The sequence below is a fragment of the Micromonospora sp. ALFpr18c genome (assembly GCF_008868155.1).
GTDB lineage: Bacteria > Actinomycetota > Actinomycetes > Mycobacteriales > Micromonosporaceae > Micromonospora.
This window is the reverse complement of record NZ_WBKR01000158.1, coordinates 1-15,663: the sequence shown is the minus strand read 5'-3', so window position 1 is coordinate 15,663 and position 15,663 is coordinate 1. Positions and strand designations below refer to the sequence as shown.

16 protein-coding genes are annotated in these 15,663 nt (G+C 71.7%); 6 read left to right on the top strand and 10 right to left on the bottom strand.

Features of this window, described 5'->3' with window-relative positions:
• Positions 1 to 296 precede the first annotated feature (296 nt).
• Positions 297 to 689, top strand: coding sequence for a MerR family transcriptional regulator (locus F8271_RS23540; protein ID WP_151492003.1), 393 nt, complete (start codon positions 297 to 299; stop codon positions 687 to 689).
• Entirely contained in the window at positions 659 to 1,006 is a 348-nt protein-coding gene (trxA, locus tag F8271_RS23535) for a thioredoxin (protein ID WP_151492002.1), read from the top strand. Before F8271_RS23540 ends, trxA begins: the two co-directional genes overlap by 31 nt.
• Positions 1,007 to 1,009: 3 nt before the next feature.
• On the opposite strand, the gene F8271_RS23530 is transcribed toward trxA, so the two are convergent.
• The 5 genes from F8271_RS23530 to F8271_RS23510 form a co-directional block, all read right to left on the bottom strand.
• Positions 1,010 to 1,561 carry a DUF5872 domain-containing protein gene (locus F8271_RS23530; protein WP_151492001.1) on the bottom strand — a complete coding sequence of 184 codons (552 nt, stop codon included), beginning with the start codon at positions 1,559 to 1,561 and terminating at the stop codon, positions 1,010 to 1,012.
• A gap of 119 nt (positions 1,562 to 1,680) precedes the next feature.
• On the bottom strand, positions 1,681 to 2,214 hold the full coding sequence (locus F8271_RS23525; RefSeq protein WP_151492000.1) for a PepSY domain-containing protein: 534 nt from the start codon (positions 2,212 to 2,214) through the stop codon (positions 1,681 to 1,683).
• 84 nt (positions 2,215 to 2,298) lie between these two features.
• Entirely contained in the window at positions 2,299 to 3,615 is a 1,317-nt protein-coding gene (locus F8271_RS23520) for a HAMP domain-containing sensor histidine kinase (RefSeq protein WP_151491999.1), read from the bottom strand.
• Entirely contained in the window at positions 3,612 to 4,307 is a 696-nt protein-coding gene (locus tag F8271_RS23515) for a response regulator transcription factor (RefSeq protein WP_151491998.1), read from the bottom strand. The genes F8271_RS23520 and F8271_RS23515 overlap by 4 nt, the downstream gene beginning before the upstream one ends.
• Before the next feature lie 10 nt (positions 4,308 to 4,317).
• Positions 4,318 to 5,031, bottom strand: coding sequence for an SDR family NAD(P)-dependent oxidoreductase (locus tag F8271_RS23510; protein ID WP_151491997.1), 714 nt, complete (start codon positions 5,029 to 5,031; stop codon positions 4,318 to 4,320).
• A 105-nt stretch (positions 5,032 to 5,136) separates the two neighbouring features.
• Between F8271_RS23510 and F8271_RS23505 the strand changes: the two genes are divergently transcribed.
• Together F8271_RS23505 and F8271_RS23500 are read left to right on the top strand one after the other, a co-directional pair.
• A complete protein-coding gene (locus F8271_RS23505; RefSeq protein ID WP_151492004.1) occupies positions 5,137 to 6,024 on the top strand; it encodes a helix-turn-helix transcriptional regulator in 888 nt (295 codons plus the stop codon).
• A gap of 57 nt (positions 6,025 to 6,081) precedes the next feature.
• On the top strand, positions 6,082 to 6,546 hold the full coding sequence (locus F8271_RS23500; RefSeq protein ID WP_151491996.1) for a septum formation initiator: 465 nt from the start codon (positions 6,082 to 6,084) through the stop codon (positions 6,544 to 6,546).
• Positions 6,547 to 6,558: 12 nt separating this feature from the next.
• Here F8271_RS23500 and F8271_RS23495 read toward each other — a convergent pair whose 3' ends face one another.
• The 4 genes from F8271_RS23495 to F8271_RS23480 all read right to left on the bottom strand — a co-directional run bounded on the left by F8271_RS23495 (position 6,559) and on the right by F8271_RS23480 (position 13,597).
• Positions 6,559 to 7,635: a hypothetical protein gene (locus F8271_RS23495; RefSeq protein ID WP_151491995.1), complete on the bottom strand. Its 1,077-nt coding sequence runs from the start codon at positions 7,633 to 7,635 to the stop codon at positions 6,559 to 6,561.
• Positions 7,632 to 7,979, bottom strand: coding sequence for a PadR family transcriptional regulator (locus F8271_RS23490; RefSeq protein ID WP_151491994.1), 348 nt, complete (start codon positions 7,977 to 7,979; stop codon positions 7,632 to 7,634). The genes F8271_RS23495 and F8271_RS23490 overlap by 4 nt, the downstream gene beginning before the upstream one ends.
• A 104-nt stretch (positions 7,980 to 8,083) precedes the next feature.
• Positions 8,084 to 12,010 (bottom strand): ThuA domain-containing protein, encoded by a 3,927-nt coding sequence (locus tag F8271_RS23485; RefSeq protein ID WP_151491993.1) that lies wholly within the window; start codon positions 12,008 to 12,010, stop codon positions 8,084 to 8,086.
• Positions 12,011 to 12,184: 174 nt separating this feature from the next.
• Positions 12,185 to 13,597 (bottom strand): NAD(P)/FAD-dependent oxidoreductase, encoded by a 1,413-nt coding sequence (locus F8271_RS23480; RefSeq protein ID WP_151491992.1) that lies wholly within the window; start codon positions 13,595 to 13,597, stop codon positions 12,185 to 12,187.
• Positions 13,598 to 13,690: 93 nt separating this feature from the next.
• On the opposite strand from F8271_RS23480, the gene F8271_RS23475 reads away from it, so the two are divergent.
• Together F8271_RS23475 and F8271_RS23470 are read left to right on the top strand one after the other, a co-directional pair.
• Complete coding sequence (locus tag F8271_RS23475; RefSeq protein WP_151491991.1) at positions 13,691 to 14,071, top strand: hypothetical protein; 381 nt, start codon at positions 13,691 to 13,693, stop codon at positions 14,069 to 14,071.
• 127 nt (positions 14,072 to 14,198) lie between these two features.
• On the top strand, positions 14,199 to 14,996 hold the full coding sequence (locus F8271_RS23470; RefSeq protein ID WP_151491990.1) for an SAM-dependent methyltransferase: 798 nt from the start codon (positions 14,199 to 14,201) through the stop codon (positions 14,994 to 14,996).
• 55 nt (positions 14,997 to 15,051) lie between these two features.
• Here F8271_RS23470 and F8271_RS23465 read toward each other — a convergent pair.
• On the bottom strand, positions 15,052 to 15,663 hold a 612-nt coding region (locus tag F8271_RS23465; protein WP_151491989.1), incomplete at its 5' end, for a cellulose binding domain-containing protein.

The following is a 15,663-nucleotide window of genomic DNA, read 5'->3' as shown; positions in this document are numbered from 1 at the left end:
ACCACCACCGACACCTGCACCACAGCGACTGGACCGTCCACATCGCCGGCGACGGCCACCCCGAATTCGTCCCACCCGCCTGGCTCGACCCGAAGCACATCCCCCGCCGCAACCACTACCACCGACGCACGTGAGCACCGCCGTCGGATCCATGCGCCTGCCGCACAGCGTGCCAGCTGCGCGGTTCCTCTCCTGGCCGCGTTCGACAGCACCACGCCGGGAGCCCGTCGCGCGGCTTGCCTTGACGCTGGCGGCAACGTTTAGCGTGGTCGTGACGGGCTGGTCGAGGAGGTCGGATGCGGATCGGCGAGTTGGCTGAACGGGCCGGCACGAGCACGCGAACCCCGCGCTACTACGAGGCGCACGGTCTGGTGCGGGCGCAGCGCTCCGCGAACGGTTACCGCGTCTACGAGGAGGCGGAGCTGCGGGTCGTCCGCGAGATCCGGGCTCTGCTCGACGTCGGGTTCGGCCTCGACGACGTCCGCCCGTTCGTGGCCTGCCTGCGGGCCGGCAACACGTCCGGCGGCGTCTGCCCGGACTCGGTGCTGGTGCTACGCCGCAAGCTCGCCGAGGTCGACGCCTACCTCGAACGGCTCGGCGCGGTACGTCAGCAGCTCCACACCCAGCTCACCCAGGCCATCGCGCACCGGGACGAAACATGCCCCAGGAAACGACCGTCGGCTCCCTGATCTCCGTCACCGACGACACGTTCAGCGAGCTGGTGCTGGCCAGCGACCGACCGGTCGTGGTCGACTTCTGGGCCGAGTGGTGCCCGCCCTGCAAATTGATCGAGAAGAGCCTCGTCGAGCTGGCACGGGAGTTCGGCGACCGGATGGTCATCGCCAAGCTCAACTCCGACGACAACCCGCAGGCCACCCGCCGCTACCAGGTCATGTCCCTGCCGACCCTGCTGGTGTTCCGTCAGGGCGAGGTCGTCGGCTCCGTGGTCGGCTCCCGGCCGAAGATCCACCTGCGGCAGAGCCTGAGCCTGCACGCCGGTCTCTGAGGGTCAGCGCCGGTCGAGTTCCGCCTGGAGCCGCTGGACCAGCGTCTTGCGGTCCTTGCCGGCGCGTTCCTGGCGCAGAGCGGTCCTCAGCTCACGGGTGTCCAGGCCACGGACAAGCTTCGCCGCCTCGGCGACCGACATCTCCGACATCCGTCCAGCCGTCGTGGCGTCCCGGCGCGCCCGCTTGGCCGGGCCGGTGTTGGCGACGTACTGCTTGCCGGACCGGGACGCCTCGCGCTTCTTGGTGTCGGTCGCGCGTTTCTGGTTGTCCGACAGCTCGTCCCAGGCCCGCTTGGGCAGGTAGCGGCTCGTCGTACCACCCTCGCGGGCACGCGTGTCGCCCTCTTTCGTCTGCCACTTCTCGTTGCCCCACCGCTGGAGGGACTTCTGCCGCTCGTCCTTTTCGCCCAGGAATCCGCCACCGCGCTTCTTGTACTCCTGAGTGAGCAACTGCGACTTGCGCGCCGACCACTGCCCCACCCGGCCACCCTTGTCGGATGCCTTGATCTCTTCCTTGAGCTGTTCCCGGAGTTCGGGTTTCGTGTACCGCGCCATGGATGGCAGCTACCCGGGGCAACTGCACATATGCCTGCCGGGCGCTCGAATCGCCGTGCGGCGAGACGACGCCGCCGGCCGCCAGGGTGAGACCGAGGCGACCGGCGGCAGGGACGGGGTCAGTCGTCGTCACCGGACTTGTCGTCATCGTCGTCGGAGCCGTCGTCGTTGGAGCCGTCACCGTCGTCGTCGACCGACTCCTGCTCGGCCTTGACGACCGTGCCGTTGTCCCGGTCCACGTCCACCTCGTGCTCGGTGTTCCCGGCGACGATCTCGACGCTCCAGACCGGTCGGCCGTGTTCCTGCTCGGCCTCGACCTCGACGATCTGCCCGCCACCGGCCCTGGCGAGCGCGATCTCGCCGGCGCGCTGCTGGTCGACCGCCCCGCTCGCCGGCGCGCTGCTCGTCGACGGGGTGGCGCCCGACGGAGTGGCACCGGACGGAGTGGCGCTCGACGACGCGGTGCCGGGCGGGGTGGGCGTGGTGGCGCCGTCGTCCGGCGCGTCCGTGGCCGTCGGGGCCACGGTGGCGGCGGCGAGCGCCGTGTCGCCGGCCCGTGAACCGTCGGCGGCGTTCACGCCGACGGCGACGCCGGCCACCGCCAGCACCGTCGCCCCGCCGACCGACGCCAAGAGCAGAGAGCTGCGCTTCATCGTGGTGTCCACCTTTCCTCGGTTGTGATGTCGAGGATCGGTCGGAACGGGATAGCGGCGCGCTGTCCGGACCCTAAGGGCGAGTTAAGCCGCTCCCGGTACCCGTGGTGCCACCGCCGGTCCGCTCGGACGCACGGGCCCGAGCCGGAGCAGCACCTGCGCACCGCCCTCCGGCCCGGTACGCAGCTCCAGCCGACCGCCGCCCGCCTGGGCGGCACGCCGGGCGATGTCCAGGCCGAGACCGGTCGACCCGGCCGCGCTGGCACCTCGCCGGACCGCCCCGTCCGGCATCCCCGGCCCCTCGTCGGCGACCGTGAGCAGCACCTCGCCCGCGTCCCGGGCCAGCCGGACGGCGAACGGCGTCCCGTCGGGCGTGTGCGCGAAGACGTTGCCGAGCAGAGCGTCCACGGCCGCGGTCAGGTCGTCGGCGGGCACACCGACGGGAAGCGGACCGGCAGCGAGGTCGAGCGTGACGGCCCGGCCGGTGTCCTCGGCCAGCACCGACCAGAACGCGACCCGGTCGGCGACGATCGCCGCCGCGTCCGAGGCGGCCGGTGCCACCGTCGGCGAGTGACGCCACCGGGCCTGGCGGATCAGTCCGGTGACGGCGCGTTCGAGCCCGTCGGCGGCAGCGGTGATGCGGGCCGCGTCGTCCGGGTCGCGCAGCGACTCCGCCTCCAGCCGCAGCGCCGTCAACGGTGTCCGCAAGCGGTGCGACAGGTCGGCGACCTGCTCACGCTCCTGCACGAGGAGCACCTGGATGCGACCGGCCAGGTGATTCAACGCGCCGGCCACCTCCCGCAGCTCGGCCGGGCCGGCCGGGGTGACGCGGGCGTCCAGTTCGGCGTTCGCCAGCCGGTGCGACACGGCGGAGAGTTCGCTGATCGGACGCACCAGGGTGCGGGCCAGCCGGTCGGCCACGGCCAGCCCGATCAGCACCAGGAGCACGCCGAGCAGGGCCAGCACCAGCCAGGCCCGGGTCACCCCGGCGGTCAGCTCGTGCCGCGGCACCACCGTGCGGATCACGCCGGTGCCGTCCGCCCGCCCCTGCACGGCGATGACCACCTCCCGTCCGGCCGCCGACTCGCCGGTGAGGCTCTGCCCGCGCGCCGCCAGGGCCACCGCCGGCGTACGCGGTGCCGGGGCGCCGAGCACCGTGCCGTCGGGCAGGAAGACGCTGACCGGTCGACCGGACTCTGCGGCGAGCTGCTCCACGGTGAGTCGGATCGTCGCCGCGTCGGCGGTCCCGACCACCGGCACGAGGCTCTGCGCGTCGGCGGTGGCCCGGACGGTCGCCCGGTCCTCGGCGACGGTACGGACGAGCAACGCCAACGGCACCAGGAACGCGATGAGGGTGAGCACGCTGACCGCGGCGACCAGCAGCGCGAGTCGCGCCCTCACGGCTGCGCCGCCGGCGCGTCGAGGCGTACCCCCACACCGCGCACGGTGTGCAGGTAGCGGGGTTGCTGGGCGCTCTCGCCCAACTTGCGACGCAACCAGGACAGGTGCACGTCGACGGTCTTGTCGGCACCTCCGTACGGGATCTGCCACACCTCGGTGAGCAGCTCACGTTTGGTGACCACCTGGCCGGGGCGGCCGGCGAGGTGGTGCAGCAGGTCGAACTCCCGGGGCGTCAGCTCGACCGCCACCCCGTCCAGGGTGACCTGTCGCGCCCGGGGGTCGATCCGCAGCCCGCCGACGACGAGCGCCGGGTCGGACGCGTCCGCGCCGGAGGGGCCGCGCCGCAGCACCGCCCGTACGCGGGCGTCGAGCTGTGCCGCGGTGAACGGCTTGACCACGTAGTCGTCGGCACCCGCGTCGAGCACCCGGACGATTTCGGCCTCGTCGTCGCGGGCGGTGGCCACGATGACCGGCACCGCGCTGACCGCGCGCAGCATCCGCAGCAGCTCGCGTCCGTCCAGGTCGGGCAGACCCAGGTCGAGTACGACGAGGTCGGGCCGGTCCTCCAGCGCGTCGCGGAGCCCCGTCATCGCGGTCGAGGCGGCGGCCACCGCGTGCCCGCGTTCCCGCAACGCCCGGATCAGCGGCGTACGGATCGTCAGGTCGTCCTCGATGAGCAGCAGGCGGGCCACAGGTGGCAGGCTAGCCGGTCACCGCCTGGGACCACGCGATCTCGCCGTGGCGGTCGACGAAGCGGCCGGAGCCGTGTCCGGGGCCTTCGGTGGCGAGGGCGACGATGGCGTCGGTGCCCTCGGTGACGGTCTGCGGCCCGCTGTGTCCGTTGAGGTCCGTGGCGGTGTAGCCGGGGTCGGCGGCGTTGATGCGGACGTCCGTCAGCGCCTTGGCGTACTGGGTGGTCAGCATCGTGAGCGCCGCCTTGGAGGACGTGTAGACGGGGGCGATGACACGCGACTCGGCGCGCGACGGGTCGTGGGTGGCCGCCAGCGAGCCCATCGCGCTGCTCACGTTGATGATCGTGGGGTCGGGGAAACGGCGCAGCAGCGGCAGGAACGCGGTTGTCGTGCGCACCACGCCGACGAGGTTGACGTCCAGGACGGCGAGCAGGTCGTCGCCGGTCAGCTCGCTCGGGTCACCGAACGGACCGTGGGTGCCCGCGTTGTTGATCAAGAGGTCGACGCGGCCCTCGTGCTTCTCGACGTCGGCGGCAGCAGCGGCGACGGAGTCGTCGTCGGTGACGTCGATCTGCACGAACCGGGCTCCGAGCGTGTTCGCCGCCTCGGCGCCCAGCTCAGGGTCACGAGCACCGACAATGACGGTGTGGCCCAGCTCGATGAGGCGGCGGGCGGTCTCGCGACCGAGCCCCTTGTTGGCTCCGGTGATGAAGGTGATCGTCATGCCCCCATCGTTCGTCGCCGCCAAGGCACCTGCCAGGGACGTCGCGACGGTAGGACAAGCAATACCACCCTCGTCCCGGTGGGGTGCGAAACAATCGGGGGCGTGATGACGCAGGCTGCGGGACTGGGAGCGACGATCCGTGCCTGGCGCGACCGCCTGTCGCCGGCTGCCACCGGGCTGCCCGCGGGCCATGGGCGCCGAGCCGCCGGGCTGAGGCGGGAGGAGCTGGCCGAGCTGGCCGGCGTATCGGTCGACTACATCGTGCGCCTGGAACAGGGGCGGGCGACCACACCGTCGGCGCAGGTGACCTCCGCGCTCGCTCGTGCCCTCCAGTTGACGTCCGCCGAGCGTGACCATCTGTTCCGGCTGGCCAACCTGGCCACACCGACGGACGACCAGATCTCCGATCACATCCCGCCGGGCGTGCAGCGGGTGGTCAGCCGCCTCGGTGACGCCGCCGTCGCCGTGTTCGCCGCGGACTGGCAGGTGATCTGGTGGAACCCGGGTTGGGCGGCGCTGCTGGGCGACCCGTCGGCGTCCCCGCCGGTTCGTCGCAACTTCGCCCGCGACACCTTCCCGGTGAACTCCGACGGGCCGGGGATGTCGCGCTGGCCCGTGATTTCCCTGGACGCCGACGCCACCAGCGCCGCCGTCGTCTCCGACCTCCGGCGGGCCACCGGCCGGTTTCCCCGTGACCGCCGCCTGGCGAAGCTCATCCGTGACCTCACCGAGGGCAACGAGCAGTTCGCCGAGCTGTGGGCGGCCGGAGCCGTCACCGCCCATCGGGAGGACTGCAAGATCATCGAACATCCGGTGGTCGGAGCGGTCCGGGTCGACTGCGACGTCCTGACCGACGGCGACGCCGAACTGAAGATCGTGATCCTCACCGCGGCCCCGGGCACCGACGACGAATCCAAGATCCGCCTCGCCACCGTGGCGGGCGTCCACGACCCGACCGGGTCTGCGACCGCCGGCGACGGGGCCCGCCGTTAACCCAGCCTTAGGGTCCGGATGTGCCGGCGACAACCGTGGATCGGGGATAGTCAGGTGATGGGCCGTCGTTCGATCCTCATCGCCACCGGCTGGGTGGCCACCGCCGCCGTGGCCACCCTGATCGGGCTGGGCGCGATCCGGCTGGTGGGCGAGAGCATCACCGGCACCCCGGGCGGGGTGCGCGGTGCGGCCGAGATCGAGCGGGCACTCGCCTCGCCGGAGCCGGTGCCGACCGGCACCACGGGCACCGCCTCGGCCGGGCCGTCCACGACGACCGCCGCGCCGAGCGCCAGCGCCGGGGTCCGCCGGGTGTTCGCCACCGGCGGCGGCACGGCCGTGGCCGAGTGCGCCGCCGCCGGGGTACGCCTCGTCTCCTGGGCGCCCGCGCAGGGCTACCGGGTCCGCGACGTGGACCGTGGCCCGGACGACGACGTCGAGGTCACCTTCGAGGGGACGGCCGGCGAGCACGAGCTGAAGGTGCGCTGCATCGGTGCGGAACCGGTGGCCGTCGCCGACGACTGACGTCGCCGTCGCCTACTTGCCCGCCGGCTGCTCGCGGTCGGCGTCGCGGCCCAGGGCGACCATGCGCAGGGTCTCCTCGCGACGTCGCACGAGCAGCACCCCGGCCAGGAAGGTCACCGGCGCGACGAGCACCAGCATCGCCCACTGCGCCGGCACCAGCGGGATGGCGTGTCCCATGTTCATGGTCGAGGTGACCCAACCGGCGAGGGCGCTGTCGATCACCATGGCGAGCGCGACCACCGGCAGGAGCATGACGACGATCCGCCGGCGTACGTCCGGAGTGAGCGTGGCCACCGCGACCAGCATGGCCAGCGCGGCGGCCGCCAGGCCGGCGATGTAGAGCCAGACCACCAGCCCGCTGCTGGCCTCGATGCCGTAGAAGACCTTGTAGGACACTTCACCGACGAAGTCGAACGTGGGACTGGTCACCCGGTTCGTCACCAGGAGCGCGACCATCGCGGCCGGCGCGAGCACCAGCGCCAGCAGGCGGCGTACGCCCAGCAGTGCGATCGCCCGGCGGCGCGGCGCCGGCACGGTGAGCGCGGCGGCCGCCACCACGGCGAGGGCGAACTGCGGCAGCGTGTCCACCACGTACGTCGGGTTGTCACTCGTCCGCGGAGCGATCAGGGCAGCCCAGCCGAGCACGCCGACCCAGGCCAGACCGGTGGCCGCCCAGCGCCATCCGGCCAATGCGGCAACGCAGACACCGGCCCAGCCGACGACCCGCAGCCAGTCGACCAGATCCGGGCCGCCCGGCCCATACCCCGTTGGCAGGCTCGGGCTGCGGATGAGCTGGTCGAGCAGCGCTTTCCCGGCGAGGGCCAGCAGGACGACTCCGACCAGTAGGCCGGTCACCGTCGCCGCGTCCGCCCAGCTCGGCTCGGTGAACCCCCGTGCGCCCACCCGTAGCCGCGCCCGCAAGCCGGTGCCGACCAGGTTCCGCACGTCGGCGGCGGCGGGTCGCCGCTGGCCCGGCCGCGCGCCGGCGATGAGCACCGCCAGCATCTCGTCCTCGTACACCCGACGGTGTTCCCACGGGTAGACGGACAGCAGCCGCCGGTAGCGGCGCTCCAGATCGTCGCTGCTCACGCCGCACCTCCGTCGGTGATCAGGCCGTTGCGACGCAGCCGCCCGCGAGCGGCGTCCGCGTTGTGTCGCAGGCGGGATGCCTCGTCGGCCAGACGCCGCGCGCCCAGCGCGGTGAGGCGGTAGTAGCGGCGCAGTCGAGACTGCACCACCTCTTCGCGCTCGACCTCGATGAGACCGTCGGCGCGGAGCCGATCGAGGACGGCGTAGAGGGTGCCGGCGCGCAGGCGCACCCGGCCGTCGGAGATGCGCAGCACGTCCTCGATGACGGCGTACCCGTGCATGGGCGCGTCCGCGAGCGCGGTGAGCACCAGGAACGTCGGTTCCCGCAGTGGAGCCTCAGCCATGCCAGTGAGCATATACCGGTAGACGGTATATGCAAGGACGACGAGGGTGGAGCGACGGATGTAGCCGGCACGGGAGCCGTGCCGGCCACGTCAGCGGTGATGGTTCAGCTGGCGTACGCCTCGACCTCCCAGAGCGAGTGACCGTAGCCGGTGCCCCGGGCGGTGCCGTAGATCCGCAGGTACCGGCCGTTGGCGCCGAGCCCGGTGTGCTCGTCCACGCCGCCGTCGGCGCCGGTCACCGTCTTCACGGTGGTCCAGGTGGTGCCGTCATTCGAGGTCTGGATCTGGTACGCGCTGCTGTACGCCGCCTCCCAGCTCAGCTTGACCCGGCCGATCGCGGTCGGGCTGCCGAGGTCGACGCGAATCCACTGCGGGTCGGAGAAGGTGCTCGACCAGCGGGTGGTGAGGCTGCCGTCGACCGCCTGCGCCCCACTCACGTCGGCCCCCTCGTTGCTCGACGTCGAGGTGGGTTTGTTGAGCAGCAAATTGCCGCCGGTCGGGCTGCCGGTGCCGCCGTACACCTCGAACTCGAACAGCGAGTAGCCCCACGCGGTGCCCCGGGTGGTGCCGAGCAGCCGGACGTACCGGCCGGAGCCGGTCAGGCCGGTCAGGTCGTCCACGCCGCCGTCGCCGCCGGTCACCGTCCGCACCGTGGTGAAGGTGACCCCGTCCGTGGAGGTCTGGATCTGGTACCCGCTGCCGTACGCCGCCTCCCAGGTCAACTTCACCCGATTGATGGCGTACGTGGCGCCCAGGTCCACGTCGATCCACTGCGGGTCGCCGAAGGAGCTGCCCCAACGGGTGCCCAACGCCCCGTCGAACGCGTTGGCCGCGACGAAGGCACCCTCGAAGCTGGACGACCGGGCGGGCTTGCCCTGGGCCAGGTTCGCGCCCGGCGGGTTGGGATCCGGCCCCGGGCCGCCGGGGCTGCCGGAGAGGGTGAACTCGTCGATGTCGAACCACGGGCCGGCGCCCTTGAAGACGAGGAACAGCGTCCGGGTGCCGGTCGGGGCGGTGACCCCGCCGGTGACCGTGGCGAAGGTGGCGTACCCGCCGGTGGGCACCACGGTGGCCGAGCCGACCAGCGGCCCGGTGGGCGAGTCGACCCGCAGTTCGAGCGTGCCGCCGCCGCCGGCCGGTGCGCCGACGCGAGCGCTGAACGACTGGACGCCGGTCAGGTTGTACGGGCGGAACGAGATCCAGTCGTTGTTGTCGATGTAGCCGACCGCCGCCCCACCGTGCCCGGCCGCCCCGGCGACGATCTGGACGCCGGACGAGTCACCGAAGTGCTCGGCCTGGCGTACCCGCGGTTGCAGCACCGCCTGGGTGTGCGTGGTCAGCGCCGGCTGACCGCCCCCGCCCAGGTCGGTGTACTCGGCGTCGATGATGCCGAAGATGTTCGCCGCGGTGTCGTGCTCTCCGTCGGCCGAGGTCTGGATGACCCCCGTACAGCCCTGCACGCTGCCGAGCTGGTGGCCGTGCGAGTCGTGCCCGAGGACGTAGTTGACCTTCACCCGGGCGCAGTTGATCGCACCGTCCTGGGCGTCGGTGACCGTGACGCTGAACGGCACCGCGTCCCCGAAGGCGAAGGTCTGCCCGTTCAACGGGGTGTTCACGGTGACCACCGGGGCGCTGTTGCCGACCGTGACGACCACACTCGCGGTGGCCGTCTTTCCGGTGGTGTCCCGGACGGTCAACGTCGGGCTGCGGGTCCCGTTGGTGGTGTACGTGAAGCTCGGGTTCGGCGCGGTCGAGTCGGTGGTGCCGTTGTTGTCGAAGTCCCAGGCGTAGGTGAACGGGTCACCGTCCGGGTCGAGGGTGCCGGCCGAGGAGAACGCCACGGTCAGCGGTGCGGTGCCACTGGTCGGGGTGGCCGACACCTTCGCGACGGGTGCTCTGCCCTCCCGGGCGTACTCGATGCGGTACAGGGCCGAGTTGGCGTCGCCGTTGAACCAGCCGGTGCCGTAGTCGAGCACGTAGAGGGCGCCGTCCGGGCCGAACTCCATGTCCATGACCTGGGTGCCGGTCCACGGGAACGGGTTGATCTTCAGTGGTTGGCCGGACGCGTCGAGCTTAATGTTCTTGATCCAGCGGCGACCGAACTCGCCGGCGAAGTAGGTGCCGTCGTAGTACTCCGGGAACGCCACGGCGGACGTGTTGTTCGGGTCGTACCGGTAGACCGGCCCGCCCATCGGGGACAGGCCGCCGCCGGTGAACTCCGGCGGCGAGCCGGACCCGCCGTACGGAAGCCACGCCGGGATGGCCGGCGGCAGCTGGGTGATGCCGGTGTTGTTGGGCGAGTTGTTCACCGGCCCACCGGCGCAGTTGAACTTCGCCCCGGACGGCCCGGACGGGAACGTGTAGTCGTTGTAGGCGTCGTTGCGGGCCGTGCAGTACGGCCAGCCGTAGAAGCCGGGCCGGTCGATCCGGGCGAACTCCACGTTGCCCGCCGGACCCCGGTTCGGGTCGGCGGTGCCCGCGTCGGGGCCGTAGTCACCGAGGTAGACGACGCCGGTGGCCTTGTCCACGCTCATCCGGAACGGGTTGCGGAACCCCATCGCGTAGATCTCCGGGCGGGTCCGCGCGGTGCCCGGCGCGAACATGTTGCCGGCCGGGATCGTGTAACCGCCCGCCGCGCTCGGCTTGATCCGGAGCACCTTGCCGCGCAGGTCGTTGCTGTTCGCTGCGGTGCGCTGGGCGTCGAACGCCGGGTTGCGCCCGGCCCGCTCGTCGATCGGGGTGAACCCGGCCGAGTCGAACGGGTTGGTGTCGTCACCGGTAGACAGGTACAGGTTTCCGGCCGCGTCGAAGTCCATGTCACCGCCGACGTGGCAGCACATGCCCCGGCTCGTCGGCACGTTCAGGATCAGCGTCTCGCTGGCCAGGTTGATGGTGTTGTCCGCGTTCACGGTGAACCGGGACAGCCGGTTGACGCCGTCCCACACGGCGAACTGGGCCGGGGTGCCCTCGGCGGGCGCACCACCGCCGGGGGTGCTCAGTGGTGGCGCGTAGTAGGCGTACACCCAGCGGTTGGTGGCGAAGTTCGGGTCGGCCTTGATGCCCTGCAAGCCCTCCTCGTCGCCGGTGTAGACGGCCAGGGTGGCGGCGACCTTGGTGTTGCCGGCGGCGTCGGTGTGTCGGATCACGCCGTTGCGCGAGGTGTGCAGCACGCCCCGGTCGGGCAGGACGGTGAGGCTCATCGGCTCGCCGGTCTCGGCCGCGCCCTTGGCCAGCTCCACCTGCTGGAAGTTGCTCGTGACGGTGGGGCCGCAGTCCGCGTCGACCGCGCCGGCCGCGGTCATGATGCCGCCGAGCAGGTGCTGCCGGAAGGCCGCTTCGGTGTACGACGCGTCGGTGTGGCCGAGGCCCGTGTACCAGGCCCGGCCGCCGGAGTAGTTCTGGCACCAGGAGATGGGGTGGTCTGCTCCCATGCTGCCGCCGGTGTAGGTGCCCTCGTCCAGGGTGGCCAGCACGTGCACGTTGCCCCGGGGGTTGGTCCGATAGTTGTACAGCTCGTCGAAGCGGCTCCACCGCTGCGGCAGCGCCCTGGTGGACGGGTGCACCTGGTCGGCGACCTTGACGGTGGCGGTCTGCTCGGCCGGGTGCGAGGCGAAGTACGCCCCGACGAGACCGCCGTACCAGGGCCAGTCGTACTCGGTGTCGGAGGCGGCGTGCACGCCCACGTACCCGCCGCCGCCGGTGATGTAGCGCTCGAACGCGGCCTGTTGGGCGGCGTTGAGCACGTCACCGGTGGTGGACAGCCAGATCACCGCGGCGAACCGGTCCAGGTTGGCGTCGGTGAACTGGGCCGCGTCCTCGGTGGTCTCGACGGTGAAGCCGTTGTCGGCGCCGAGCTGCTGGATGGCGGTGATGCCGGGGGTGATCGATCCGTGCCGGAATCCGGCGGTCTTGCTGAACACCAGCACGGTGAACGGTGCGGCGCTGGCCGTGGGTGGCGCGGCGACGACGCCACCCATCACGAGGATCGCGCTCAGCACAGCACCGAGCCACGATCTCAGGGATCTGCGCACGGTAGGTCCTTTCGCGGTGCGGGGGGACGGCGTGCGCCGATCACGCCAGGCGGTGGTGACGAGACATGTGAATGCATCGTTACGTCTGGATCACGGGCGCGTCAAGCGTTCTCCCACTATCCGTGAGAGCGTTATCTCCGCAGGTCAGAGGCGACCGACACAGACGAGATCGAATTACGCTTTCCGGGAGCGGAGCAGGCCGAGGCGGAGCGCGCGCAGCAGGGTGCCGGGGCGGCTCAGGGTCGCCGGATGCTCCAGCATGGTGGTGACCCGGCCCAGCCGGTCGTTGAGCACCGGATCGGTCAGCGACGTCCGGAAGAGCAGATCACCGAACCACTTGGTGACCCGGTAGCCCGGCGGGTACGGCCCGTCGACGTGCGGGAGTTCGATGTCGGCCGAGGTGGAGATCCGCCAGGCGGCGTCGACGATCACCCGGACCTGCTCGAAGTACGCCCGTGCCGGCTCGTCCAGGTTCGGCCCCGAGCGCAGGTACGCCGACAGGCAGGAGGCGTGCAGCGTCGCGGAGGTCATGCCCTGGCCGTACACCGGGTTGAAGGACGCGACCGCGTCGCCGGCCGCGACCAGCCCGGCGGGCATCCGGTCGAGTTTGTGGAAGTCACGGCGTCGGCTGTCCGCCTGGTGGTACGTGACCACGCCGCCGAGCATCTCCCCCCGCTCGGCGATGTCGCCGAACATCTCCGGATAGTGCTGCCGGCAGCGGGTCACGAAATCGGCCACGTCACGGCTGGGCCGGTCCGCGTCGTAGCCGGCGACCAGCATGATCCAACGGTCTCCCTCGACCGAGTTGATCCCGCCGATGCGTGCGGTCCGGCCCTTGCCGGCCATGGTGTGGTAGACCGCCACCCAGGCGTCGCTGACCGTCTCGTCGTGGGAGAACAGCGCCGTCGCGTAGTTCAGTTTGATCGGCATCCGCTGCATCGGCGGCCGGGGCCAGCCGCCGTCGGCCAACCAGTCGCTCAGCCGACTGGACCGGCCCATCGCGTCGACCACCAGGTCGGCCGACTCGACGACCGGCTCGGTGCCGCCCTCGGGCACGTACCGGGCGCCGGTGACGCGACCGCCATCGAGGACCAGGCCGTCGGCACGCCCGTACACCATGGTGATGTTGTCGACGGCGAGGGTCCGCCGCCGCACCAGCGCCTCCAGGAACGGACGCGTGGTGATCAGCGCCGGTCCGGCGCCGGACGGCGCCGGCGGCAGGCCCAGCTCGCCGTTCACGTAGATCTTCGCCCGGGTCGCCCCGTCACTGGGTGGCAACGGCGCGCCGAGCGCGAGCGCCTCGTCGGCGAAGCCGGGAAACCAGCGCTCCAACTGCACCTGACCGGCGGGCAGCAGGGCGTGCACCTGACTGCCCTGGGGCACGCCCGGCCGAGGCCCGCCGTCGACGTCGGACGGATCCCGCTCGACGATCAGCACCTCCTCGGCATGGTCGCTCAACACCCGGGCGGCCATCAGGCCGGCGATGCTGCCGCCGAGCACCACCGCGCGCCGCATCACCACGCTGGTCCGTGCCGGCCGCTCGGCCGTCGTGAGCTGGGAGAAGGTCCGGGACGGCGAGAGCGGCATACGGTCACTCCTGAAGGGGGTCGGAAACCGTGGCACCCCGACCGTAGCCAGTTTGACGTCCGTCGTCAGCGTCCGAACCTACGATGGGTGGCCATGGAGGTCACCAGGGATGGGTGGAGCTGGCGGATCGGCACGGCCGTCGACGTCGCCTGGCTCGCCGACCGGACGACACACGGCGTCTCGATCACCACCGCCGTCCCGCCGGTGTTCGACGCGTACGCGACCTGCCACCCACCCGACGGCGTCGGGTACGAGGCACACGAGCGGGCGCTGGTCGACGAACTCGCCCGGCACCCCGACCTGCTCTTTCCCGCGGATCGCCGCTGGCTCGTCTCGGCCCTCTGGGACGACACCTGGACCGACCTCGGCGGCCCCGCCGACCTCATCGCCGCCCTGCACCGCAACCCGCTGGTCAACGCCCGGCCGGTCGACCCCGACGAGGACGCCCTCCCGCCGGGTCTGACGCGCGAATAGCCGCCAACTGCCGGCACGGGCACCGAAGGCGACGCCGCCCGACGCCGAGAATCGACAGTGGACGGCACGGGGGTACGATCCCGCTCTGGTGTACGTAGTCCGTCGAACCCCTCGATAGGAGCCTGGCATGGCCGGCCCGGATGCCGAACTCGCCGCGAAGCTTCAGCCCGACGTGCCGCACGCGGCGCGGATCTGGAACTACTGGATGGGCGGCAAGGACAACTTCCAGTCCGACCGGGCGGCCGGCGACGCCGTGGCCGAGGTCTACCCGGAGATCGTCGTCATGGCGCAGCAGTCCCGGGTGTTCCTGGTGCGGGCCGTCCGCTACCTGGCCGCCGAGGCGGGCATCCGGCAGTTCCTGGACATCGGCACCGGCCTGCCGACCATGCAGAACACGCACGCGGTCGCGCAGGCGATCACGCCCGACGCGCGGATCGTCTACGTCGACAACGACCCGATGGTCCTCGTGCACGCCCGGGCGCTGCTGTCCAGTGCGACGTCGGAGGGTGTCACCACCTACGTGCCCGCCGACTACCACGACCCGGAGAAGATCCTCGCCGAGGCGGCGCAGACTCTCGACTTCGACCAGCCGATCGCCGTGATGTACATGGGCGTGATGGGCTACGAACCGGACCTGGACGTGGTGCGGTCGATCGTCTCCCGGACGATGGACGCGACCGCCTCCGGCAGTCACCTGGTGCTGTGGGACGGCACCAACACCAGTCCGGAGGTCGTCTCCGGCGCCGACCGGCTGGCCGAGAACGGCGGTGTCCCGTACATCCTGCGTAGCCCGGAGGATCTCGCCAGTTGCTTCTCGGGGTTGACGATGGTCGAGCCCGGCCTGGTGCCGATCCCGCTGTGGCGCCCGGAGGACGCCGACGCGAAGGGCATCGACGCGTACGGCGCGGTGGCCCGCAAGCCCTGACCGACGCCGATGACGCCCCGCGCACGCCGTGCTGGCGGGAGCGGGGCGTCGTCGTTCACCGGCCGCAGGTGAGCGTCATCCCGTCGGGCACCACGCTGGTCGACACGAGCAGGCCGAACGTCGTCGTGGCGCCGGGCGCCACCGTCCCGTTGTATGAGGCGTTACGCACGGTGACATCGGGTCCGGTCGTCTCGACCACGCCGCCCCAGACCGTCTGGACGCGCTCGTCCCCGGACCACCGCCAGGAGACCCGCCACGAGTCGATCGGCTCCGTCCCGGTGTTGTGGACGGTGGCCGTGGCGACGAAGCCGGTGCCCCAGCGGGCGTCGATGGTGGCCGTCGCGCGGCAGGCCGACGGGGCGAGCGTACGGGCCGGGCCACCGACGACGTACGGATCCCGGTGGCCCTCGGTGTCGCTGAACCGGTACCAGTACTCCGTGTCGGGCGTCAGCCCACCGATGGTGACGGCCCCGTTCCGCTCCGGGCCGGAGACCGCCTGGGCCACCGGATTCAGCCACTTCGTGGCGTCCTCGCGGCCCGCGAAGAGGGTGACGACGATCGGCGGGTCGTAGCCGCAGGGCGGCCGGAAGAAGATCGAGTACGAGATGGTCAGGCTGGTCCTGGTGGCTCCGGTGACGCTGCCGGTGATCGGCAACGCCGGTGGGCA

What these genes read in the sequence shown, in the direction of transcription:
- F8271_RS23540 (WP_151492003.1), top strand. Translation starts at nt 297, where the DNA reads ATGCGGATCGGCGAGTTGGCTGAACGGGCCGGCACGAGCACGCGAACC.
- trxA (WP_151492002.1), top strand. Translation starts at nt 659, where the DNA reads ATGCCCCAGGAAACGACCGTCGGCTCCCTGATCTCCGTCACCGACGAC.
- F8271_RS23530 (WP_151492001.1), bottom strand. Translation starts at nt 1,561, where the DNA reads ATGGCGCGGTACACGAAACCCGAACTCCGGGAACAGCTCAAGGAAGAG.
- F8271_RS23525 (WP_151492000.1), bottom strand. Translation starts at nt 2,214, where the DNA reads ATGAAGCGCAGCTCTCTGCTCTTGGCGTCGGTCGGCGGGGCGACGGTG.
- F8271_RS23510 (WP_151491997.1), bottom strand. Translation starts at nt 5,031, where the DNA reads ATGACGATCACCTTCATCACCGGAGCCAACAAGGGGCTCGGTCGCGAG.
- F8271_RS23505 (WP_151492004.1), top strand. Translation starts at nt 5,137, where the DNA reads ATGACGCAGGCTGCGGGACTGGGAGCGACGATCCGTGCCTGGCGCGAC.
- F8271_RS23500 (WP_151491996.1), top strand. Translation starts at nt 6,082, where the DNA reads ATGGGCCGTCGTTCGATCCTCATCGCCACCGGCTGGGTGGCCACCGCC.
- F8271_RS23490 (WP_151491994.1), bottom strand. Translation starts at nt 7,979, where the DNA reads ATGGCTGAGGCTCCACTGCGGGAACCGACGTTCCTGGTGCTCACCGCG.
- F8271_RS23480 (WP_151491992.1), bottom strand. Translation starts at nt 13,597, where the DNA reads ATGCCGCTCTCGCCGTCCCGGACCTTCTCCCAGCTCACGACGGCCGAG.
- F8271_RS23475 (WP_151491991.1), top strand. Translation starts at nt 13,691, where the DNA reads ATGGAGGTCACCAGGGATGGGTGGAGCTGGCGGATCGGCACGGCCGTC.
- F8271_RS23470 (WP_151491990.1), top strand. Translation starts at nt 14,199, where the DNA reads ATGGCCGGCCCGGATGCCGAACTCGCCGCGAAGCTTCAGCCCGACGTG.